This window comes from Nocardia sp. NPDC004711 (assembly GCF_053601595.1).
The window spans coordinates 30,815-53,088 of record NZ_JBSGCB010000054.1; the positions used below are offsets into that span (position 1 = coordinate 30,815).

Here is a 22,274-nt window from a genome sequence, read left to right on the forward strand (position 1 = left end):
ATGGCGCGGACGACTTTCCTCGATGGCCGGTCGACAGGCGATGCCGCCCGAAGGTGGGCGATGGGTTGAACTCTCGACAGGCCACTTCATCGGGCCGCTGACTCCCGATCAACCAACAGCTTCCGCTGGTTTCGGTCACTGGGTACCCCCGGCTACCGGGCCATGCGTAATGCCAAGTGGCGCACGATAAGTCCCTTGGAATCGGTAATGAGTGGAAGAGAAGGCAGAGTCATGGTCTCTCACAGCAATGTGGATAGTTTCGCGGACTCGTTGTTCGGCGGCCGGCGCGCCGCAGCGCAGCGGTACAACAAGCTGTTCGGCGAAGAAGGTTTCGACCAAGATTGGTGGGCTGCCACCAAGGACCCCGGTGCCCGTGCCTACGAGCGGTACCTGCGACTGCTGCCGAGCCTCTCGGCGGTGGAGACGGTGTCGGATCTGCGCGAGTGCCTGACCCTGCACGAGCAGTCCACGGTCGTCGATCCCCACCTGGGGGCCCTGCTGACCGTACAGGTAAACCTGGTGCTGGGCACACTGCTCGAACAGCATTCGCGCACCGGCGAAGTGGACACGGCACTGACGGAGCTGCTGGCGGGTCGTGCGGTCGGTGCCTATGTGCTCACCGAGGTCGGCCACGGCAGCGACCTGAACAATCTCGAGACGACCGCAGTGTACGACCCCGCCGACGGTGGTGGCTTCGTCCTGAACACCCCGACCGATGCGGCGATCAAGTTCATGCCAACGACCGCCGCGCCGCCGGTCGCGGGCGTCGCACGATTCGGAATCGTGTTCGCGCGGTTGATCATCGGCGAGACCGCGCACGGCGTGTACCCGTTCCTGGTGTGGATGTGCGATGCCAACGGACACGTGCGATCCGGTCTCACCATCCGTCGCATGCCCGACAAGCCGGGGCTGGGCATGGATAACGCCATGACCCGCTTCGACAATGTCCGGGTGTCGCGCGAATGCCTGTTGTCGCACACCGGAACCCGCATCGATGCCAACGGTGAGCTGATCTCGCCGATCCCGCGCGACAACCAGGTGTGGCGTGCCATCAGCCGGGTGCGTGTGGGTCGCCTATGCATTTCGGGCATGGCCGCGGCGGTGTCGCGGGCCGCGGTGTCGATCGCCGTACGACAATCCGCGCAGCGCGACATCGCAAGCATGGCGGGCGGGCGTGTCCCGCTGCTACAGGTGCCGGCACACTACGCCCCGCTGGTGGAGGCGGTGGTCGATACCTATCTCGCCACCTCCGCGGTGGAGATCGCCGTGGACAGCTTCACCGCCGTCATCGACGCCGAAGACGACGAGCAGGGTCCGGCGCTGACGGACCTGGTGTCACTGACCAAGTACTTCGCCACCTCCACCGCGATGCGGGTGTGTGACGAGGTCCGCGACCGGCTCGGCGCCCAGGGTGTATTCGCCCACAACAAGATCGTGGAATACCGGGCCCTGCGCGATGCCGCAGCCACCGCCGAAGGGGACAGCTACGTGATCGCCCTGCTGGCGGGTTACCGTCGGTTGCTCGGGCCCGACGAGTGGACCCAGGATGGCTGGGACGAGCTCGAGCCCTGCGATATCGACACCCCCGACAGCTGGGTGAAGTGGATGGGCGCCCGCGCGCTGTTCCTTCAGCACCGCACGCTCGAGGCCTACGCGAACACCACCGGCGACCGGCAAGCCCGCTGGGACCGGGTTTATGACCTGGCGCTGGCTGCCGCCGACGCGCACACCGCCCATCGTGCCGCGGTGCGGCTGGCCGAGCGTGCCGCCGAGCTGCCGTCCGATTCGCGGCAGGTGATGGAGAACATGCTCACCCTCTTCGCGGTGCGTCAGTGCCTGGCGCACGGCGCGGACCTGCTTCCGGACGGCCCGTTGCCCAAGACACGAGAGCCGTTGCGGGACATGCGTGTCCAGCTGCACGAGATGCTGGCTCCGCACCTAACCGAGTTGGTCGCGGCCTTCGAGCTCGAAACCGGGTCCTTGCGCACGGTGTACGACTCGGACAGCTATATCGAGCAGTGCGCCAACGCGCTGCGGCTCGGCTGAGGGCCCGGCCGCGCACGACTGAGAGACGCTCGGGATGCCGGTCAGTGCGGCATCCCGAGGTTCGGTCAGAACGGGTAGAGGACGGGCGGGAAAACCACCGGCAGGCTCGCCAGCGATCGATGGAAAGGCCCTGGCCGCCAGACGAGTTCGTCGACCGGGCTGGCCAGCCGGAGTTCGGGCAGCCGGTCGAAGAGCTGATCGATTGCGTTCTGCGCGACCGAGAACGCGACGTCCTGGGCCGGGCAGGCATGCGGCCCGGTGCCCCAGGCGAGATGCGCGTTGTTGCCGGTGTAGCGGCCCACGATGTCGGGGTCGTTGTTGCAGGCCGCCATGCTGGTGACCACCGGCTGATTGGCGGGCAGCCACGCCTTTTCGACCATCATCGGCCGCGACGGATAGGTGATCCCGAAGTTCGCGAGCGGCGGGTCGGTGAACAGCAACTCGTTCAACGCATCCCGCGTGGTCAGCGCTGCCATTCCGGAGAACCGTTCGTCGGTGAGCATCAGCAGCAGCGTGTTGGCGATCAGGTTGGTCAGCGGCTCGATGCCGGCGCCGTAGATCGTCACCAGCTGGTGCACCAGCTCCTCATCGGTCAGATCCGCTGCGTGGACCAGCAGCCGGGTGGTGACGTCGTCGCCCGGCTCCTGCCTTTTGAGGCTCACCAGGTTGCCGAGCGCGGTCACGAACAGCGCGTTACCCTCCTCGGCCGAGTTGCCTTCGAACATCATCGCCATGCCTTGCGCGACCTGCCCGCCGATATCGGCCGGGCACCCGACCATGGAATTGAGGTAGGCGAAGGTGACCGGGAAGGCGTACTGGCTGATCAGGTCGGCCTCGCCGTCGGCGCAGAACGTATTGACCTGGGGGATCACGATCTCTTCGATCACGGCGTCGACCTGGTACATGTTGATCGCGTCGATGCTGTCGACACTGGCCTTGCGATACCGCGCGTGCTCGTGGCCCGCGCTGCGCAACGCGTTCGGCCGGTACTGCAGCATGGGCAGGATCGGGCAGTCGGCGGGAATGTCTCGCTCCCAGACACGGGGATCGGCCGGGAAGCGGTCGGAATCATTGTTGATCATGACCGCGGTGCGGTAGCCGATCACCAGGGTGGCGGCGATGCCGGGCGAAAGTTCCACCGGGGCAAGGGCACCGAACTTCTCGCGCATTGCGGCGTAGAAGGTGTGCGGGTCGGCGGCGAACTCGGGTGCGTACAGCGGCACCGGGATTCGGTCGAGGATGTCGGGGCCGGACTCCCCACTAGGCTGCATGTCGCTAGATCATACTCACGACCGTGGGTGGCGGCGCTGCGAGATTCGGTGGCGCGCATGACCGTTCCCCGCAAGGCCTATTCGGTCAGAGCGAGATTCGGGGCCGCGGGACGTTTCGCGGTTGTCGCGGCATCCGGGTGGCGGCCGCGCGTCTCGTTGGGCCAGCGAGGTACACAGGCAGTGAGGCGTGGCCAACTGAAGCCGATCATCCAGGGCCTGCCATCCCCGGGGCGCAGTACCCCACTCTGGCGACCGGAGTGATTGCAGTGCAACCCATCCGGCGACCCACTGGCTCGCCCTGCCGTTGGGAGGCCGCCTATCTTTGTGGCGCTGATCCGCTATCGCCCTCGCTTGAGCCCGCAGGCTGCTTGTCCGGCGAGGGCCAGGCGGCGGCCGCTTCCTCTGGCGTGATCGACTGGATCAACATCTCTGCCCTGTAGATGTCGTCGATGTCGTCGCTCAGGAGGAGTTCAGAAGCTTCGATGATTTTCTGTTGGGTCTCGGGATCGTCGAGAATTTCGGGGACCTGCGTGACCGTTGCGTCGTCGCTGGTTGCGCTGTTGTCGGATTCGGCGTGTTCGGTGTTCATCTCGTCGTCCTGTCGTCCCACCAGCCATCGAGGCTGTCCCAGCTGTGGCCGGTCATGTCGGCCAATTACTCGCGGGGGCCGGTACCCGCTCGCGGGCATATGCCCGCGAGCTGCGGAGTTCGGTACGCAGTCCGGTCAAAGGCTGCGGATGTCGTTCAGTGCCGCATAATCATGGCAACCCCCGTTTTCGCTCGCCCAACAGCCTACACGTGTGATGCGCCAACCGGCCGTTGGGCCAAAGAGTAAGGCCGCGTTGGGGGTTGCGTTGCGGCGGCCCGGTCCGCGCACGTCGATCCCGGACCCGAGCCGTGAGCGGCCGCCGGAGACACTGGCCACGGTGCAGCCGGGCCCGACTCGGAAGTACAGGTGCCGCCCGCTCGGCGTGCGCGCGGCGAAGGCATCGGGCCAGTCCCGGCCCAGTTCGCAGGCCAGGGCGGCGAGACTACCCGCACCGTCGCCGTCGACGTCCAGATCCAAACCGACGATTCGGGAAGCGCGGCAGGCGATTCCGATGTTGTCGCCCTCGCACCAGCGGTGCCGTACCTGGTCAAGGGTCTCCATACACAGCGGCGCAGCCAGCCAATGTGTCGCCGCGGTTGATTCGATGTCAGACTAGCGCGGTGACGGTCGACGGGGTGGATGTTGCACGGCAAGTGGTCCGACGGGTATTTCCGCAGGCGCGGGCGGCTTGGCTGGGTGGCAGTGTCGCACTCGGAATAGCAACGGCTACTTCCGATTTGGATATCACCGTGCTGGTGGCAGATCAGTCGGCCGTCTACCGTGAATCGATCTACGCGAGCCGATGGCCTGTGGAGTTTTTCGTGCAGACCGAAGCGTCTCTGGAACATTTTCGCACCCTGGAACGTGCGGCACGCCGACCGAACACCCTGCGGCTGATCGGGCACGGACAGGTTCTGCATGACGCCGACGGCAGCGGTGCACGCTTACAGCAATCCTGCGCACAACAGTTGGACTCGGGTCCGGATCCTTTGACGGACAAGGAGTTGCGATCGTGCCGGTATCGAATCACCGATTTGATCGACGATCTCAGGGGGTCGCAAGACGTTGCCGAGCAGCTGATGATCGCGGCCTGCCTGTGGCAGGCAGCGGCAGACTTGCTGCTAACTGGGAATAGACGCTGGACGGGTAGCGGCAAATGGCTGCATCGCGAACTGACTGCTTTCGATCGGGACGCGGGCACGGCCTACGCACGGACTCTGGCGGAGGCGGTGGCACCGGCTGCCTCCGGTGTGATTTGGCCGTTGGTCGATGCCGCCACCGAGGTCCTAGATCAGTTCGGCGGGCGACTGTTCCACGGGTACAGGCTCGACGGCCCCGCCGTGTAACCGGCGTTATCGTGGGTTCAGCCGGCCTCGGATCGTCTGGTCTGAATCGACCCGCAAGCGGTGCGGCGCCGCTGACGGGATATCGGACGACAGTGGGCGATCGAATTACGTTCCGGTTGACGGCTTGTCACTGTGGCTGAAGATGAGGAGGCAGGTTGGCACTCGGCGCGGTGCCTGACCTTCGGGCTCCGGTGACCGGGTGGATCCGGGCAGCAACGACGTGTGGCTTGCGCGGATCGCGGTGCTGCTGACTGATTGTCGCTCGACGACGTTTTCGCCAGCACTTTTCAGACCGGTACCGGCGTATGTCGCGGTGATCGGTATGTCGCCGGTGTTCCGCCCCGGCGCAGGCGTTTTCAGTTGTTGCCGATTCTCGCTGATCCTGACGTCTGCTCGCGTGCGCGGGCGGTGCGGTTCAGCTCGATGTTCGGCGTATGGTTCGCCGTCCGCAGTGCGTACCAGTCGAACATCGCGTCGCGGGTTTGAAGCCCCCACGCAGGCACAGCCACTGCTCTCGCGTTTCGCTGCTGACCGATAGTTCAGCACGAACCGTGATCGCTCGGCATGCGGAACGGTATCACGCGGACCGGCGTTTCGCCTCAGCTCGCGCCAGCATCAGCTCGGTCGCGGGCCGGTCCGGATCGCGGGTCAGTCCCGACCCCGGCACAGTCACGGTCGGCACACCGTCGCGAGCGCATGCGGTCGTGATCGCGGTCCGGAGCCGTCCCGGTGACGCAAGAGCGCGGCGCCGCGCGATCACCGACTCCCAGCCGGGGATGTCGGCGATCGGCGTGTCGTCGAGAACCAGCCGTCCGCACTGGCCGGCCAAGATCGCGGCGATGTTGGCCCACACGTCGTTGCGTCGGCGCAGAGCGCGTCCCCTTAGGCCCTCCTGCTCTTGCCACCTCGATCTGTCGGTGCGCTTGCGCGCGGTGAGGACGGCGACGATGTCGGCGGCCTTGTCACCGGCCGGGGGCTCGGCGGAAGCGGTACACGCGCGGGCGAGTTCGGCGAACTGGGCCCAGGACCGCCACTGCCGCACCTCGGTGGCGCTCAATTCCTGCCCGTCCTGGGTTGGATGCAGCAGCGGTCCGTGCTCGGTGAGCCAGGCTGCCAAACGTGTGCGCAGCCGGTTGAGGTCTCGGTCACGGACCGCACGCAGGAGATGGGTGCGATCGGCACGGTCCATGATGTGCTCGGGCATGATGATGGTTCCGGTCATCCGGTCGGGGGCCGCGCGCAGCACGTCGCTCCACTCGTGGGGGACCTCGAGCGGTTCGGTGGCTTGCCAGGTGGCGACCTGAGTGCCGAGATCGGTGTGCTGCCATCCCATATGCACGGCGACGGTCGGGCCATCGGTGACCGGTGTCGGGTGAGGGATGCGGGCGCTGACGGTTAGACGTGCCCGGAACTGGTCAGCGGCGCGTGTGATGGTCAGCTCGGCGCCAGTGAGATCGGCATCGGCGGGCAGCATGCGGTGTGCTTGCACCGGGAAGGTGATCCATTGCCTGTCGCCATCGAGTTGCCCGCAGCGCATTCGCACGGTGACGCGCCCCGCTTCGCGTTGCTCGGCGCGGGACATGGTCGCCCAGACCGCGGGGTCGATCCACGGGAGTTGTAACCGATTGCGGCATGTGCCCGCTGGGTCGGCCACGACAGCGGGGGTGTTCGGCGGCTGCCCCGTCACGCGGGGTAGCTGCACCGCCAGGGTGCCGGTGCCGTCGAAGTGGTGATGCCGCAGTGCGGCCGGCAGCCCCTGGCGACGTTGGCCGGCAATCCGATTCACCGCAGTCCTGTGCTGCCGGACGATCATGTTGAACGTTGCCGAGTACAGGTCTCCGTCCTGGCAATAGGGTGCGTACAACTGTCGCTGCCGGGCCTGCAACTGGGTGAACAACTCGGCGTGGCGGGGTTTGGCGTCCTTGCTGACGGCGGCGATCTGGTCGCGCCAGCTCAGGCGGAGCCGTTTGACCTCTGCCCGTTGGTGTTTCAAGCGGACGGGCTGGTCACCGGTAATGTGTTTTGTGCGCTGGCGGATGCGTTCAGCGCGGATCTGATCAAGCGTTTCGGCGACGGCGCGCTCGGCCTGGGCGAGCAGCCGTTCCACGTGAGCCACAGCAGGATACGACGACCACACCGCGTCGACGGCGCGCTGATGGTCGTGCTGGATAGTGACCAGATCCTCACGCAGATCGTGCGCGAGCCGCAGCTGTGCGCGCACCTGATCGGGCAGGGTCCACCCTGACGGGCCGGTAGGGATGCCGAACGTCCACTCGATGACCGGCAGGTCTTTGCGGCCCGTCGCCATATCAGTCCTCCATCGCTGCACCCACGCCGTCGCCGCCCGACAAACCAGGAGATTGTCCGGCCACGGCAGTGAGCAAGTATCTTGTCCGTCACCAACATTCGAGCGACTCCATGGTGCCCGCCGCTGCGGGCCGGGCTCGCATCGGTCACCTGGTCGTGCAGGGAGGACGGACTATGACGTTCGCGGCAGCGCTCGACGAGACAGCGAGGTACCTGGGACGTGAGAGCTTGTGGTGTGGCGAGCTCCCGACCGGGCATGCGCTGCATCTGGCATTTGCCGAGTACCGCCATTGCGACGACGAAACCTACTTTCCCGATACGCTGCACCGGTGTGCGGCCGGGCTTGTCGCAGCCCACAGTCGCAGCGCCGCCGTGCGCACGGACCCGGACGACGTCATTGCGGCCTGGGAGCTGGCAGCCGCGCAGATCGTCGAGCTAGAGGCGGAGATCGATCACGTTGTGGCGGTGCGGATTCCTGCTTCTCGCGACGACGCGGTCGAGTATCCCGAGGGCTTCGGTGCCGTGGTGGGCGGATTGGCATATCTGTACTGCCATTCGCCGAGATTCGGGCCTGCTCTGGGGAAGCGAAACCCTTACAGCGGAGTACAGCTGGTACTGCGTCTGGCACCTGGCGGCTCGTACTCGGCGCTGACAACCGGCTTGAACGCAGGATCGGTGCGCCTGCCACCATCGACCATCTAACGAACCTGAAATATTGTTGGCCAGGCAATGCAGCGGTGCGGGGGGCGCGCAGCTGCGTGCTACATGGAAGGCTTTGGGGGCGGGGAAAAGGAATAACCTCCGTGAATTCGGACTACGGGTGGGAAGAGGAATCGCCGGCGGATTTCGAGACTGCGGCGCAACGTAGAGAGCACTGGCACGACTACCTGCTGCGTCGGCAGGGGAGTTTCGGCTTGGCTTTCAACGCGCGAGACAATGGCAGCGACTTCAGTTGGAAGACGCTTGCCCAGGCAGCTGGCGACCTGCAAATCGTGCGGTTCTCTTCTGGCTCTGTGCATTACCGTCGAACCGCCCGGGATGCCAAGGGTGATGGCGACGATGGCTATCGCCTGATGGTGCCGTTACGCGGGGAGTTCAAGCTCGGGCAGGGTGACCAAGCCGAGATTTTCGGGCCGGGAAAAGTCGCGTTCATCCGCTGGGACTTGCCCTTGGTCATGCGGCAGGACGAACCGCTGGAATCGCTGATCATGACTGTTCCACGGCGTTTGGTCAATCGCGACCTGGCCGATTCTGCCCCGCTCGCGCTGGATGCCAGCCGCCCTTTGGTCCCGATGCTGGTGAATCAGATCAGTCAGCTCCACGCCAACCATAGGACGTGGAACGCGCACGACTTCCGTATCGCATATCGCAGCACGCTCTCCCTGCTCGATGGGCTGCTCGACCGCACCGAGGCGCTCCCGGAGGAAAGGTATGCGTTGGTGGCCGCACGAGCCCGGGAAACGATGGAAGGCCTCGCCGACGACCTCAAGTTGACGCCGGATGCAGTTGCTCACATGTGTGGCGTCTCCAGGAGGACGCTGTACACCGCTCTGACGACAACTGACGGTGTCACGCCCGCGGTACTGTTGCGAGAGATCCGCCTCAGGCGTGCGTGTGAGCGACTGTCTCACCCTGGGGCCATCGAGATGGGCCAGATTGCCGAGGCGGCGGGCTATTCGTCGGTTCGCCGGTTCAGCTCGGCCTTTCAGCGTCAGTTCGAGCTGACCCCGCAGCAGATGCGCGAGCGGCTGCTCGGATAGCCGCACCGCGCAGATGGGGGAATGCTGTTGCTGGGCAACAGCATTCCCCCATTTCGTGTCCGCGACGCAAGGTGACCGGGGACCCCGATCGGCATCATGACCGTTGGCGACTCACAACGTTCGCATGCGGCGGCGTGCGCGCCGAGGCAGCGCAGCGCGACCGGCTTTCGCTCGGGCCGCGCGGGAGCGTCGACCGCGCTGTGCGTATCAGAGGGTTCGGGGCTGGGTTCGGCTGATCGGATCAGAACAACACCGGCAGATCCGCCTTGCCAAAATGCGCCGCGAACTTGCCAGGAATGTCCTGGATTTCGCGGTTAGCGTCGTTCATGCCCCAAGGAAGCGGCATCGGCATCCGGTCGGGTTGTCCGACGAGGAGGTGCTGCAGCGGCTGGAGCAGTACGTCGACCCGGCGAGATGTGCGCACGACGAAGGGGGTTGTGCGCTCATCTCCGCGGGGACCGGTGGCGGCGGCCGATGCAGTTTGTGAGAGGCCCTCGAAGGAACCAGCATTGAGCGACAGCACAGCAGTATCGACGGCGGCGCAGGGGAGCAACGGTGCCTCCCGCGTCGCGCTCTACACGGAGGCGTTCGCGGCCGACCCGCACGGCCACTACCGGGCCATGCGCGAGCGATATGGCGTGCTGGCACCGGTGGAGCTGGCACCGGGCGTCCCGGCGACTCTGGTGCTCGGATATCGGCTGGCGGTGCGGATCCTGCACGATGAGGACCGTTTCCCGGCTGATCCGAGCATCTGGGAGCTCGGCGTGCCCGCCACGTGTCCGGTCCGGCCGATGATGGAGTCGCGGCCGAACGCGATTCGCAGCGCCGGTGCCGACCACCAGCGGTACCGGCTGCCGATCACCGCTGCTCTCAATGCCGTTGATCTGCACCGGATGCACGAGATCGTCGAGGGTCGCGCTGGGCCGCTGATCGATGCGTTCTGCATCGACGGGCACTGCGATGTGGTGAGCCAGTACGCGCTGCCGGTCACCATCGACGTGCTCAATTCGTTGCTCGGCTGTGGTCCCGAGATCAGCGAGCGCGCGGCGACCGGGGTAGCGCGGATGTTGGACAGCGGTGCCGACGCCGCAGATGGCACCGGGGATTCTGGTGGCGGCGCTGCAAGAACTGATCGGGATCAAACGCGCCTCTCCCGGCACCGACGTCACGAGTTCGCTCATCGCGCATCCGGTCGGACTGTCCGACGAGGAGGTGCTGCACCAGCTGGTGTTGCTATATGCGGCCGGGAGCAGTCCGCCGCAAAATCTGATTGCCACCGCGCTGTTGATGATGCTGACCGATCGCCGATTCGGCAGCGGGCTGGTCAGCGGTGCGCTCTCGACCCAGGACGCGCTCGATGAGGTGCTGTTCAACGATCCGCCGATGGCGAACTACTGCATCACCTATCCACGGTTGCCGGTCCTCATCGGCGATGTCTGGTTGCCAGCGCATCAGCCGGTCGTGATCAGCATGGCCGCCTGCAACCACGACCCGGATATTCGGACCGGCGACCTCACCGGCAACCGGTCGCATCTGGCGTTCAGTACCGGCCCGCACGCTTGCCCCGCACGGGCATTGGGGTATCTGGTCGCGCAGGACGCGATCGACCAGCTGCTCGACAGGATTCCGGAAATGTCTTTGGCGGCACCCGCGGCCGAGCTGGTCTGGCGGCCAGGTCCGTTCCACCGGGCGCTGGCCGCGCTGCCGGTCACCTTCCATCCCAGCGCCACGACCGGACATCGGTAGTTCATCCGAAATCCAGTGGCGCAGCTAAGTATTGGAGTTTCCATGCAGGATACCGCCCCCATCGTCCTCGATCCCGAAAGCTGGGATATTCAGGCGACGATCGCCCGCGCCCGGGCACAAGGCCCGGTCACTCGGGTCGTGCTGCCGGGAGGATTGCCGGCGTGGTACGTGACCGACGCGGCCATGCTGAAGGAAATCCTGTCCGGCTCTGAAGTTTCCAAGGACCCGCGCCAGCACTGGCCGGCGTTCCGGGACGGGGAAATCGGCAATAACTTTCCGCTTCTGCATTGGGTGGACACGCCCAGCATGTTCACCACCTACGGGCCCGACCATCATCGGCTCCGCAAGCCCATGGCGGCGGCGTTTACTGCCAAACGCACTGCGGCGCTGGAGCCTCGCATCCAGGCGATCGCCCACGAGCTGGTGACGAATCTGGACTTGATGCCAGCGGGCACTCCTGTAGACATCCGCGATCATTTCGCCTACCCGCTGCCGCTGCGTGTGATCAACGAGCTGATGGGAGTACCCGAGCGGCTGGCTACTCCGCTGCGCAGATGTGTGGACGGCATTTTCGACATCACTGCAGGCGAACAGCCAGCGAACGCCAACTATCTGCAGATGATCGGACTTCTGCAGGACCTCGTCGAGTACCGCTGGGACGATCGCAGGGACGACATGACCAGCGCCCTCATCACCAACTTTGCCGACAACCCGTCAGAGGATTTCACCAGAGAGGAACTGGTCGGGACGCTGTATCTGACGATCAATGCCGGGCACGAGACGTCGGTGAACCTGATCGACCAGGCGGCATTCCTGCTGCTCACCAATCCCGACCATCGGAACGATGTGCTCGACGGCAGTCTGAGCTGGGATGCGGTGATCGAGGAAACCCTGCGATACAAGTCCCCGGCCGTGCACGTCCCGCTGCGCTACGCGGTGCACGATTTCGTTCTCGGTGGTGTGGCGATCAAGCAGGGCGAGCTGATCCTGGTCAGCTATGCCGGTGCTGGCCGGGACCCGAAAGTCCATGGCGAGAGCGCAAATCGGTTCGACCCCACGCGCTCGTCCAGCAAGGACCATCTTGCGTTCGGATGGGGCGCCCACCGCTGTGTGGGCGCGCCCTTGGCCCGGATGGAAGCACGTGTCGCCCTTCCCGCACTCTTCGAGCGGTTTCCGAAAATGAAACTCGCTGTGTCACCCGACGAACTCGGCATCGCGAATGGCTTCATTGCCCAAGGGCACAACCGCCTGCCGGTGCTCCTGCAATGAGATCCGGTGGAGTGAGTGATGGTCGCGGCACATGGACTTACGAATCTCGTGGCGTCCCTTAACGACCTGCACACCATATCCGGCGACGATTCGCTTCTGTGGCCGGTTCTGCCGGACTGGCATGAGCTTTTCGCGGCAGTCTGCGGCCACATCGGAGATACGCCGGACGCGCACCCGGTGACGCGGTGCGCGCGGGCGCTGGCCGAACTGCAACGGGCACACCGGAACCAGCCCGCGTTGCCGGGCTTTGCAGGTACGCGCCTGGCGCTCGTCGGCTGGATCGACGTGTGGGTGTTGCGGAATGCCCCTTTCGTCGCGGACTGCGACGAGTCACTCGGTGAGGCCGTCGACCGGATGGCGCTGGCCCATATGAACGCGATTGCCGTGCTGGGATCCGAGCGCGATGAAGAAGTCGTTCATGCGGCCTGGCGAGCGCTGAGTCTGCACGCGATCGAGTGGACGAACCTGGTCGGCGAGGTGGTCTACGGACAGCCACGCGTACCCGGCGGGACTTTGAAGCGTCGCGGCGATTCTTGAATTCCGTTGCGACCAACGAATATAGGCGAACTGGAGGGTTCAGTGACCGACATCCTGGACAGAGATTCCCACGCATCGCCGGTGCGAAAGGACGACAAACGGCTGTCCACCACAGCCCACCACCGCCCCGGCCACGTCGGCCGGGGCTGCAATATTTTCGCGGCGAGGCCGCAGGGTATCGCCATGGCGAGGACTGCGGCCTCGCTGGCTCAGGGTGCGGCGCCCGCGTCGCGTTGGCGGGTGGCGGCGTGTGCGGCGACGACGACAGGTGCCGGGACGGCCAGGGCGGCGGCCAGGGCGGCGGCGTGGCGGTTGCGCAGGCGGGCAGTGCCGCGTTCGAGTTGGCCGACGGTTTCTTCTCCGAGCCCGGCGGCCGCGGCGAGCTGGCGTTGGGTGAGCCCGGCCAGCACCCGTAGGTCGGTGAGGTTCGAGCGGTCGGGGTCGATGTCGAGGACCTCGCGCATGGTGATCCCGAGCTGTGCGACCACCCGGTACAGCACATCGACGGTGGGTGAGCTGGCGGAGCTGAGCCAGTTGCGCAGTGTCTGGGGCGTGGTGTCGGCCAGGCGCGCGACCTCGTCGACGCTCATGCCCGAGGCCTCGATGGCGGCGGCCAATCGTGAGGGCGCAAAGCCGCGCAGTGGGCGGCGGGTCACGGTCGGGCTCGGGTCGTCATGGCTGGGTTCACGGTATGCGATCGATCGCTCAGATCGTCACAGGCCATCGTTTCTAGGTTAAATTTGTAGGTTAGATTCCAGTCCAGTTCGGGGTTGTAACCCCTTTCCGAAAGGAAGTGAGATGAGCACGAAACGAACGCTCACCGTGCTGGCGGCTTTGCCGACAGTGCTGGCGGTCGGTGCCGGGGCTGCTCAAGCGGCCCCGGGACAGCCGGGGTTGGCCGAGCCCAACGGCTCGAATCCCGGATTGACCGCGCCGAACACGCCTCCGGCTGCACCGCAGCAGTCGAGCCCGGCGTCGTGGGTGCCGGATGCCGAGCAGGTGATTCCGGCCCCGGCGCGCCCGAAACCGCAATATCGGCAGCCACAGCAGACCGTTGTTACGCCCGCCACCACGCCCGACTCAGGTGACGGCATCGGCGCTGACGCGCCCGCGACTCCCGCGCCGGTGGTGAAAACCCTTGCCGAGCAAGGCAAGGTCCAGGTCGGTGATCAGGTCTACGACCTGCCCGCGGGTACCGATTCCAAGCTGCTCGAGAAGGCCCAGGGCTACATCGACATGTTCGAGTGGCAGATCGCGGCCGGGTACGACCAGCTGGGTTTCTCCCGTGAGGAGTCCGACCGGCGCGCGGCGTCGACGGTGGTCGGTGCTCTGACCGGTGGCGCGATCGGCGCTGAGATCCTCTCTGTGCCTGCGGCGTTGGTGGGCGGTGGGGTCGGCGCGGCGATCGGTGGTCTGGCTGGTGGTGCCATTGCGGCGGTGCCGACGGTCGGTGTCGGCATTCCGCTGGGTGTGGCCGCCGGTGTCGCGGTGGGCTTTACGGCTGGTGTGCTGGTCGCAGCGGTGCCCGCGCTCGTCGGTGGTGCGGTCGTGGGTGGTCTGGCCGGTGGCGCGATTGCTGCCGCGGTGGGCGGTGGCACGAATCTGTCCCAGCCCGCCGCGCCGCAGCCGCTGGTGGAGATCTCCGCGCCCGGGCCGACTCCGGTAGCCGAGGTCGGCCAGCAGGGTTCACAGGTGGCCGACACGCTGACCCAGGGTATCGATGCGTTTGCCCCACAAGTGAAGTCGGTGGCCGATCAGGTCGCGCAGTCTTCTCCGGTAGCGGACGCGGCGGTGACCTCGTTGCGGCAGGCGATCACCGATATGCCGCTAGTGGATCCGGCGACCTTCGGCGAGGCCGCGGCCCCGATCAACGGACTGATCGGGGCTGTTCAGGCCGCTGCGGCGCAGTAATTCGCGGAAAGAGGGGTGTTTTCGGTGAGCGATCAGACCCATGGGCAGGGCATGCCCGACGATGACGGCGAGATGTGGAGGTGGCCGACGCTGTCGCCGGTCACGGCCGGTTCGTCGGCGTCGGCGGAGGATGACGATGCGGAATGGCTGGGCTGGGTCGATGCTGCCGAGGACACCCCCGCAACTGCGGCGCCTGTCGACGACACGGCCACTGGATTCGGTCTGGATCCGGGCGAGTTGCCCGAGGATCCGATGGCCCCAGTGGTGGCCACGATGCGCGAGCGCGCCCAATCGCAGGCGCGCCGCAAGGCGGCGCTGATCCGGCTGGGTGTCGGCGGCGGCGCGCTGGTCGCTGTCGCGGCGGTGGTCGTCGGCGCGGTAATCGCGTTGGGCGACAACGGCAAGGACGCTCCGGCGGCTGGTCCGTCGCTGGTTCCGGCGACGCCGGTCGCGGCGACCGCGTCGGCAAAGCCGGTGTGGTGCAAGGAAGTCGACACTGCGACGCGCGTGGTGTCGTCGGGTCCTGGTGACGAAACGACCCCTATCGGGGTGATCGTCGCGCAGCAATATGCCTGGTATGTGATGCGGGATGCGAACGCGGTGCGCTCGCATCTGGCTCCGGATGCGGCGGCGGCCTCGCCGGAAGCGACAGCGCAGGCTATCGCCTCCACACCCGCGGGGACCGCGCACTGTGTGACGGTGACGGCCCTGGGCGCGGACCGGTTCACGGTGAGTGTGGTCGAGCGCCATCCCGACGGCGCGGAAGTGCCGTGGGATCAGGTCGTCACCACGGCCGTGCGTGATGGGCGAGTGGTGATCACCTCCATCAAGTCGGGGAGTTGATCATGGACCTGCGCATCGATATGGAGGCGCTGGCCGGCAGCGCGACCGTTCCGGATTTCATCGCGTTGAACGATCCGGCCGCGCCGGGCTCACCAACGGAAGCCCCGCCGCTGCACGGCGGGAAGGGTCGGCTGTTGCGAGTGGCGCAGCCGCCGGTGCTGGTGTTGGGCTCGGCTGGCGGGTCGGGAGCCTCGACGACGGCGTTGGGGCTGGCTGCGGCGGTCCGCGGTGGGGACAGCGAGAAGCAGGTGTGGCCGATCGCGGTGGACGCGACCGCGTGCGGGGGAGACCTCGCGGTGCGCGGCGCAGACGCGGCGGCCCCGGCGAGTTCGCTGCAAGTCTGGCTGGAATTCCCGGCGCCGTATCGCGAGCGCGGGACCTCGGCGGCGGGCTGTGCGGGCCGATCGTCCTCGGGTGCGGCGGTGCTGCCGCGCACCGGGGATCCGCTGCCGGGTCGTCAGTCATTCGTGAGTGTGCATCGCGATCTGGTCGGCGCGGGCTGGCTGCCGGTTTACGACGGTGGCGCACCGGTGAGCAACAAGGGCCTGGCGCCGCTGCTGGCGGATCCGACGGTGGCTCTGGTGATCACGGTCGCGGCCCGCGCGGACGCGGTCAACCGGTTGCGGCCCGCGCTGAAGTGGCTCGATGACAACTATGGGCATTTTCATCTGGCGGATGCGGTGTTGGTTGTGACGCAACAGCATTCGATGCCGGTGGCCGCGGCTACCGAGCATGTGCGCGCGCACCTGGGCAAGTGGGTGCGCGCAGTAACCGAGATTCCGTTCGATCTACATCTCGCCGAAGGCGGGCCGGTGTCGTGGCATCGGCTGACCGGCGAGACCAGAGCCGCTTATGCGCGTCTGTTGGGAGAACTGCGATGAGGAAAACGACGATCGCCCGCACCGGGCGCGGAATGCTGGCCACGGCGGCGGTCGCGGTGGTCATGGTGGCCGGCGGGACATCGCCCGCGACGGCAGACCCGGCGACCACCACGACGACGGCCGCCGATCCGAGTAGCGATATCCCGTGCACCGCTTTGCATGTGGTGGGCTTTCAGGGGACCGGCGACAGCGGCGACAACGCCAACCCGACCGCGGATTCCGGGTTCTTGGGCGCGTCGGTGACGGGGCCGCTGTTGCGGCAGGTCAACGGCGACAACGGTTCGGCGGTCTCGCGGCAGCTGGTGGCCTACGCGGCGGACTTCGGCCAGAGCAAGACCTACGTTGAGAGCGTCACCGGCGGTATCGCTGCCGGTATCAAGGCGATATCGGCGTACGCCAACCGGTGTCCGAAGGCGATGATCGCGATCATCGGGTATTCGCAAGGCGCGCAGATCGCCGATGAGATCGCCCACATCATCGGCTCGAGCGAAATCAACTCACCGATTCCGGCGAACCGGGTGGCGGGGGTGAGTCTGTTCTCGTCGCCGATCCGCACCAATGAGGCGACCCCGTTCCCGGGTGCCGGGCAGCGGATGTCTCCGGCGACCGCGCCGGGGGTCTCGCAGACGGTGCTGTCGGAGTTGATGCTGTCGGCGGCGAATGCGACTGCGGGGGGCGGGATTTCCACGGCGGCGGTGGCGAAGGCGACTGGGTACGGGGCGCTGACGGGTCGGGTGGCGTCGTGGTGCGCGACCGGCGATATCGCGTGCTCGACTCCGGCGGATTCGCAGCTGGCCAAGATCGTGGCGAATATCGCTGGGCAGACGCATTTCTCGGGTCAGGATCCGCTGCGCACTGTCTCCGATATCGCGACCGCGCTGGGGAGCTCGATCCTCAAGACCGCGGTGCAGACTGTGCAGGACGATGTGTCGTTCTCCGGCGGCAAGTTCTCGGTGAATACCTCCAACACGAGCATTCTGGGCCGGTTGGCGACCAATACCAACCCGGTGACCAGCTCCGCGTCTTCTACGGCCGACATCATCCGCTCCATCATCAAAGTGGGCGTGATGGGTTTCAACGCTGCGGTCACCTTCGGTCAAAAAGTGCTGTCGAGCTCCACCATCACCAGCCTGGTCACGACAGGGTTGACGAATCCGGCTGCGGTGCTGGCGGATCTGGGTGTGTCACTGGGTAAGGCGGCCCTCGAGCTGGTTCCGCCGGCCACCGTGCTCAGCGGCGTGCAGTACATCTTCAACCAGGTCACCTCGCTGTTGTCCGACAATGTCGGCCTCGTGCAAATGGCGCTGGATCTGCGGTATTGGCAGGCCGGTGCACAGCACGCCTCCTACGACTCCTGGCAGGTCGGGGTGGATGGGCAGACCCCGCCGCAGTTCACGGTGGCGTGGTTCGCAGCGCTGGCGACCGCGCTCGACGCCAAGGCCAAGGCGTCCTCGACTACCAAGCCAAGCACCACGACCCGCACCACAACCACTACCGCCACAACGACTTCCGCCCCGGCGACGACTACGACGGTGCGGCCGTCGACGAGCACGCCGGTGCCGACCACGGCTGTGCCGGGGCAATGAACGGGGAGGTGGGAGACGGTGAGGACGGGACCCGATGAGCTCGAGTGCGGCACCGGCGGTCGCCGGTGGGGCCGTGCTGATGATGCTGCTGACCACGATCATGATCGTGGTCTGGTACGCCGAGGACGAGCAGTCGACGGCATGTCCCACCGGCGGCGGGGCTTCGCTGGCGGCCGCGGTAGCGCCGTCCTCATCGCCGAATCCCACCACGGCGGCGGCCGCGCCGTCGCGCTCCGGGGCGAGGTCGATGCCGGTGGCTGAGGGCACGTACACGATTTCGCGCGGATTCGGGATTCAGCCCGACGGCGAGGACCACAAGGGCGTGGACTTCGCCGCGAACGCGGGCACGCCGATCTACGCCGCCGCCGATGGGACGATCGTCGCGGCCGGAGCGGCGTCGGGGTTCGGTGACTGGATCGTCATCGACTCCCTCGACGAAACCGGCGCGGCGTTTTCCACGGTGTACGGGCACATGTACGACAACGGCATGGTCTACGTCGACGGCACGCCGGTGAAGGTTGGCGACCAGGTCCACGCGGGGCAGCAGATCGCCGTTGTCGGTAGCAACGGCGAATCTTCCGGCCCTCATTTGCATTTCGAGCTTGTTCCCGGCGGTCGGTTGACTGGCGGGAAGCAGGTAGACCCCATGCCGTGGCTGAACGGAGCTGCGACCACGAGCGGCGGCGGCACAGGGACGGACTCCGGGGGCGGCGGGACAACGACGTCCTGCCCCTCGGGGTTCGGCACACCGGGCGGGCAGCTGAAAACCGGCACGGTGCCCCAGGATCTCGAGCAGTGGTACCGCAGAGCGGGAAGCCTGTGCCCGGAAATCAGCGCATCACTGCTGGCGGCCCAGGGCCAAGCGGAGTCGGGATTCCGCACCGACGCGGTGTCCCCCGACGGCGCCGGAGGTGTAGCCCAGTTCATGCCGGGCACCGCGAAATCCCTTGCTCCCGACGGGCTGCCGTATGTGCGCGATGAGACCGGCAAGGGCTACGCCTCCTCGATGGACCCGGCCGACGCAATCATGGGCCAAGGCCGACTGATGTGCGCGCTGGCCAAGAAGATCGAGGGCTGGGAGTCCGAGGGCAAGGTGTCCGGCGACGTGGTGGCGCTGAGTCTGGCCGCGTACAACGCCGGTGAGGGCGCGGTGCTCGAGTCGGGCGGCATGCCCAATCAGATCCCGCGCCACTTCACCGAGACCCGTCCCTACGTGGAACGTATTCTCGCGGCCGAGCCGGTATTCCGGGAGGCGACCTCGAACGGGCGATTCGTCCCGACACCGGGAACCGCGCTGGGTTCGCAGACGGTGGCGGCGGCGCGGCAGTGGCTGGGCACGCCGTACGTGTGGGGCGGGGGCAATACCTCCGGGCCGACCGGCGGCGGTTTCGATTGCAGCGGCTTGACCACCGCCGCGATCTACGCGGCCTCCAACGGTGCGGTGACGTTGCCGCGCACGTCCGAACAGCAGTGGAGCGTGGGCGTGGAAGTGCCGATGGACCAGGTGCAGGCCGGTGATCTGGTGTTCGGTTCCTGGCACGACGGGCTGCCGGGGCATGTGGGTATCGCGATCGGCGGTGGTCGCATGATCCACGCACCCCAGAGCGGGGAGAACGTCACCGAAGCCGACATCCAGCCGGACATGAAGGCACGGCGGGTGATGTGAAATGACCACTACGACAGGGCTTTTCGCGCATCATCGACGTCGCGGCGGGCGAATCTGCCTGATACTGCTGGCGGTTGCGCTGGCGGCCGTGGGTGGCTGCGGGCATGAGAATGCCTCGCAGCCGGCGAGTTCGACGACACCGCCACCGTGGACCGCACCCACACCGATTACCGCGACCGGTCCGGCGGCGGGGGAGAGCCCCGAAGCGGTAGCCGCTGCGGCCACGCGCGAGCTGTACACGCTGCGTCCCACCAGTGAAGCGGCGGGCGATGCGCTCAACCGGATCCGCCCGTGGCTGAGTCCGGCTCTGCTGGATCGTCTGGGCCCACCGGCGGCGCCGGTGGCCTCACACGAGAGCGCGCCGCCGCAGTGGGCGGGCTGGAAGGCCGCCGGCGCGCGCGTGGACGCAAAGACGCTGGTCAGCGCCGAACGTCCGCCCGGCGAGGCACCGGGGCACGCCTCGCGCAAGGTCGGGGTGACCCAAACGGTGACCTGGCCCGACGGGCACAACGAGGCCCTGGCCCCGTTCACGTTGATCGTGGACCTGATTGACGCGCCGCCTGGCTGGCGCGTCGATGACTACCGGAGCTGGTGAGGGGGTGGCGACAATGACCGATTCGACTGGGCTGGAGCCGGTTCCGATGTGGAGCCAGCCCGTGCCCGGGCAGAGCGGCCGCCCGCCGCTGGTGTGGCTGATCGGCGCACACGGCGGCGCAGGGGTGAGCTATCTGGCCACCTCCATCTCTTACGCCGGGGACGCCGGGCAGCGCTGGCCGGGCATGACCGGCCTCGGGCGCGGTCTGGATTCCCCGCTGGTGGTGCTGGTCGCGCGCAGCCATATGCACGGGCTGGCCGCACTGCATCGCGCGCTGCTGGCACATATGCAGGGGGCGACTCCGGCGGGTGTGCATCTGATCGGGGTGGTGACGGTGGCCGATATCGACCGGCCGCTGTCGAAGACCGCGGCCACGCGCCGTGACACGGTCGAGTCGCTGGCCCGCGATCTGGGGGCGGTGCCGTGGCGGCTGGGCTGGGTGGAGCCGTGGCGCAGCCTCGAACGTCACGAGCTCCCGGCGTGGAACCCCGAACAGGCCACGGTCGGCATCGGTGAGCGCGACGCGACCCGTGTCCCGCCGCCACCGGTGCAGGGCTTGGCCGAGCAGATGTTCGCCACCGCGCGCACGGCCGCGGCGGCGCTGCGCAAGAAACCGAGACTCGGCGGCACAGGCGATGCCGCCGCCGGATGACTCGATCCCGTTGACACACAACAGATTCAACCGCCAATCACACGGAAGGCAGAGGGAAATGATCGCTCACTTGGCGCTGGAGTTCCTGGCACAGGATCAGAACGGCAACGTCATTCAGGTCACGACAACGACCCCGCCGGGTTCGGACAAGATTCAGAAGCTGTTGGGCGTGGTGTCCTGGATCGCGTTCGCGGTCCTGATCGCCCTGACTATGCAGTCGGGCGTCAAATTCGCGTCCGCATTCGCTGACGGCTCGGCGTCGCCGGGGCAGAAGATCGCGCCCCTGGCGTGCGGGGTCGGCGCGATCATCGTCGGCACCGCAGCCAGCTACGTCACTTTCTTCCAGTAGGGGATATGCCGATGCTGGCCGCGGATATTCAGATGCCGCCTGCGGAGGTGACGGGACCGATCACCTCGCTGCTCGGCATGTTCTTGTGGTTCGTGTTCGCCGCGCTGATCGCCTCGGCGATGTGGTCGGGGGTGATGTTCGCGCGCCTGTACACCTCCGGCGCGGGCCTCGACCGCGCCAGCGCCACCTTCTTGGTGGGCTGCGTGTGCAGCCTCCTGGCCGCCAGCGCCTCGGCGTGGGGCGGGTTTCTGCTCCTGTGAATTGCGGAGAAACTGATGAGCATTCGTAGACGAGTGATCGCCGCATTACTGGCCGGGCTGATGCTGAGCGCGGCCGCGGCGGGGTGCAGTCGCGGCCACGACGCGGACAGCAACAGCACGGCGCATATCGACACCAGCGCCGCGCCCGCGACGGCGAAATGGCAGTCGTACCGGGGCGTGTACGTGCCGTTCACGCAGGCCGGGCCGGCGGAGACCGGTGGGCCGGTGCCGGTGAAGTATCAGCAGAATCCGCAGGGCGCGGTGGTGGCGGCGATGCAGGCGCAGGCGCGGCTGTCACTGGCTCCCGATGATGCCTGGAACAAGGTGGCCAACACGCTGGTCGTGGCCGGGCCGGGCCGGGATGCATTCGCGACCGCGCGCGTGTTCGCGTCGATCACCACCGAGACCGATCCGGCGCAGACGGCGCAGTTCCAGGGTTTTCGGATCGACGGGTGGAGCGCGGAGGCGGTGACGGTGTGGCTGGCCACGCGGATGCCGACGGGCGAGCTGTCGGCGCAGCCGAGTCGGATGCTGTGGCGCTCCGGTGACTGGAAGCTCGAGCTTCCCGCCGGGCAGAAGGCTGACGAGCAGGGCCGGGTGCCCACCGATCCGGTCGCGCTGACCAACCTCGACGGCTACACGGCATTTCACCGCTGATCG

General features: G+C 66.9%; 24 protein-coding genes. 18 read left to right on the top strand and 6 right to left on the bottom strand.

Annotation, left to right across the window (positions count from 1 at the left end; translation table 11 throughout):
* Positions 1 to 231 precede the first annotated feature (231 nt).
* Positions 232 to 2,046, top strand: coding sequence for an acyl-CoA dehydrogenase family protein (locus ACWEKS_RS38410; RefSeq protein ID WP_452344637.1), 1,815 nt, complete (start codon positions 232 to 234; stop codon positions 2,044 to 2,046).
* Between the two features lie 65 nt (positions 2,047 to 2,111).
* Here ACWEKS_RS38410 and ACWEKS_RS38415 read toward each other — a convergent pair whose 3' ends face one another.
* From ACWEKS_RS38415 to ACWEKS_RS38425, 3 genes are all read right to left on the bottom strand, one after another.
* Positions 2,112 to 3,317 (bottom strand): cytochrome P450, encoded by a 1,206-nt coding sequence (locus tag ACWEKS_RS38415; protein ID WP_452344638.1) that lies wholly within the window; start codon positions 3,315 to 3,317, stop codon positions 2,112 to 2,114.
* A gap of 316 nt (positions 3,318 to 3,633) precedes the next feature.
* A complete protein-coding gene (locus ACWEKS_RS38420; RefSeq protein WP_452344639.1) occupies positions 3,634 to 3,906 on the bottom strand; it encodes a hypothetical protein in 273 nt (90 codons plus the stop codon).
* A gap of 135 nt (positions 3,907 to 4,041) precedes the next feature.
* A complete protein-coding gene (locus ACWEKS_RS38425; RefSeq protein WP_452344640.1) occupies positions 4,042 to 4,467 on the bottom strand; it encodes a bifunctional DNA primase/polymerase in 426 nt (141 codons plus the stop codon).
* Between the two features lie 59 nt (positions 4,468 to 4,526).
* On the opposite strand from ACWEKS_RS38425, the gene ACWEKS_RS38430 reads away from it, so the two are divergent.
* Positions 4,527 to 5,252 carry a hypothetical protein gene (locus tag ACWEKS_RS38430; protein WP_452344641.1) on the top strand — a complete coding sequence of 242 codons (726 nt, stop codon included), beginning with the start codon at positions 4,527 to 4,529 and terminating at the stop codon, positions 5,250 to 5,252.
* Between the two features lie 577 nt (positions 5,253 to 5,829).
* Here the strand turns inward: ACWEKS_RS38430 and ACWEKS_RS38435 are convergent.
* Positions 5,830 to 7,560 carry a hypothetical protein gene (locus tag ACWEKS_RS38435; RefSeq protein ID WP_452344642.1) on the bottom strand — a complete coding sequence of 577 codons (1,731 nt, stop codon included), beginning with the start codon at positions 7,558 to 7,560 and terminating at the stop codon, positions 5,830 to 5,832.
* 173 nt (positions 7,561 to 7,733) lie between these two features.
* Between ACWEKS_RS38435 and ACWEKS_RS38440 the strand changes: the two genes are divergently transcribed.
* Positions 7,734 to 8,261: a hypothetical protein gene (locus ACWEKS_RS38440; RefSeq protein WP_452344643.1), complete on the top strand. Its 528-nt coding sequence runs from the start codon at positions 7,734 to 7,736 to the stop codon at positions 8,259 to 8,261.
* A gap of 101 nt (positions 8,262 to 8,362) precedes the next feature.
* The gene (locus ACWEKS_RS38445; protein ID WP_452344644.1) at positions 8,363 to 9,319 is read left to right on the top strand and encodes an AraC family transcriptional regulator; all 957 of its coding nucleotides are present in this window, start codon (positions 8,363 to 8,365) and stop codon (positions 9,317 to 9,319) included.
* Between the two features lie 241 nt (positions 9,320 to 9,560).
* Here the strand turns inward: ACWEKS_RS38445 and ACWEKS_RS38450 are convergent, their stop codons facing one another.
* The gene (locus tag ACWEKS_RS38450) at positions 9,561 to 9,842 is read right to left on the bottom strand and encodes a hypothetical protein (protein WP_452344645.1); all 282 of its coding nucleotides are present in this window, start codon (positions 9,840 to 9,842) and stop codon (positions 9,561 to 9,563) included.
* On the opposite strand from ACWEKS_RS38450, the gene ACWEKS_RS38455 reads away from it, so the two are divergent.
* Genes ACWEKS_RS38455 through ACWEKS_RS38470 form a run of 4 tightly spaced genes read left to right on the top strand, consistent with a single transcriptional unit; the run spans position 9,829 to position 12,871 of the window.
* The gene (locus tag ACWEKS_RS38455; protein WP_452344646.1) at positions 9,829 to 10,680 is read left to right on the top strand and encodes a hypothetical protein; all 852 of its coding nucleotides are present in this window, start codon (positions 9,829 to 9,831) and stop codon (positions 10,678 to 10,680) included. The genes ACWEKS_RS38450 and ACWEKS_RS38455 overlap by 14 nt on opposite strands.
* Entirely contained in the window at positions 10,607 to 11,065 is a 459-nt protein-coding gene (locus tag ACWEKS_RS38460) for a hypothetical protein (RefSeq protein ID WP_452344647.1), read from the top strand. Before ACWEKS_RS38455 ends, ACWEKS_RS38460 begins: the two co-directional genes overlap by 74 nt.
* Before the next feature lie 42 nt (positions 11,066 to 11,107).
* Positions 11,108 to 12,334, top strand: coding sequence for a cytochrome P450 family protein (locus tag ACWEKS_RS38465; protein WP_452344648.1), 1,227 nt, complete (start codon positions 11,108 to 11,110; stop codon positions 12,332 to 12,334).
* Between the two features lie 18 nt (positions 12,335 to 12,352).
* Positions 12,353 to 12,871: a hypothetical protein gene (locus ACWEKS_RS38470; protein WP_452344649.1), complete on the top strand. Its 519-nt coding sequence runs from the start codon at positions 12,353 to 12,355 to the stop codon at positions 12,869 to 12,871.
* A gap of 209 nt (positions 12,872 to 13,080) precedes the next feature.
* On the opposite strand, the gene ACWEKS_RS38475 is transcribed toward ACWEKS_RS38470, so the two are convergent.
* A complete protein-coding gene (locus ACWEKS_RS38475) occupies positions 13,081 to 13,527 on the bottom strand; it encodes a helix-turn-helix domain-containing protein (protein WP_452344650.1) in 447 nt (148 codons plus the stop codon).
* 142 nt (positions 13,528 to 13,669) lie between these two features.
* Between ACWEKS_RS38475 and ACWEKS_RS38480 the strand changes: the two genes are divergently transcribed.
* The 10 genes from ACWEKS_RS38480 (at position 13,670) to ACWEKS_RS38525 (ending at position 22,271) form a co-directional block, all read left to right on the top strand.
* A complete protein-coding gene (locus ACWEKS_RS38480; protein ID WP_452344651.1) occupies positions 13,670 to 14,782 on the top strand; it encodes a hypothetical protein in 1,113 nt (370 codons plus the stop codon).
* A 24-nt stretch (positions 14,783 to 14,806) separates the two neighbouring features.
* A complete protein-coding gene (locus ACWEKS_RS38485; protein ID WP_452344652.1) occupies positions 14,807 to 15,625 on the top strand; it encodes a hypothetical protein in 819 nt (272 codons plus the stop codon).
* A gap of 2 nt (positions 15,626 to 15,627) precedes the next feature.
* Entirely contained in the window at positions 15,628 to 16,506 is an 879-nt protein-coding gene (locus ACWEKS_RS38490) for a MinD/ParA family ATP-binding protein (RefSeq protein WP_452344653.1), read from the top strand.
* On the top strand, positions 16,503 to 18,092 hold the full coding sequence (locus ACWEKS_RS38495; RefSeq protein ID WP_452344654.1) for a cutinase family protein: 1,590 nt from the start codon (positions 16,503 to 16,505) through the stop codon (positions 18,090 to 18,092). Before ACWEKS_RS38490 ends, ACWEKS_RS38495 begins: the two co-directional genes overlap by 4 nt.
* 34 nt (positions 18,093 to 18,126) lie before the next feature.
* Positions 18,127 to 19,758: a peptidoglycan DD-metalloendopeptidase family protein gene (locus ACWEKS_RS38500; RefSeq protein ID WP_452344655.1), complete on the top strand. Its 1,632-nt coding sequence runs from the start codon at positions 18,127 to 18,129 to the stop codon at positions 19,756 to 19,758.
* A 1-nt stretch (position 19,759) separates the two neighbouring features.
* On the top strand, positions 19,760 to 20,353 hold the full coding sequence (locus tag ACWEKS_RS38505) for a hypothetical protein (protein WP_452344656.1): 594 nt from the start codon (positions 19,760 to 19,762) through the stop codon (positions 20,351 to 20,353).
* Positions 20,354 to 20,366: 13 nt separating this feature from the next.
* On the top strand, positions 20,367 to 21,005 hold the full coding sequence (locus ACWEKS_RS38510) for a hypothetical protein (RefSeq protein ID WP_452344657.1): 639 nt from the start codon (positions 20,367 to 20,369) through the stop codon (positions 21,003 to 21,005).
* A gap of 70 nt (positions 21,006 to 21,075) precedes the next feature.
* Positions 21,076 to 21,354, top strand: a complete 279-nt coding sequence (locus ACWEKS_RS38515) for a hypothetical protein (protein WP_452344658.1) — start codon at positions 21,076 to 21,078, stop codon at positions 21,352 to 21,354.
* 5 nt (positions 21,355 to 21,359) lie between these two features.
* Positions 21,360 to 21,614 (top strand): hypothetical protein, encoded by a 255-nt coding sequence (locus ACWEKS_RS38520; RefSeq protein WP_452344659.1) that lies wholly within the window; start codon positions 21,360 to 21,362, stop codon positions 21,612 to 21,614.
* 15 nt (positions 21,615 to 21,629) lie between these two features.
* Complete coding sequence (locus ACWEKS_RS38525) at positions 21,630 to 22,271, top strand: hypothetical protein (RefSeq protein WP_452344660.1); 642 nt, start codon at positions 21,630 to 21,632, stop codon at positions 22,269 to 22,271.
* The last annotated feature ends 3 nt before the right edge of the window (positions 22,272 to 22,274 follow it).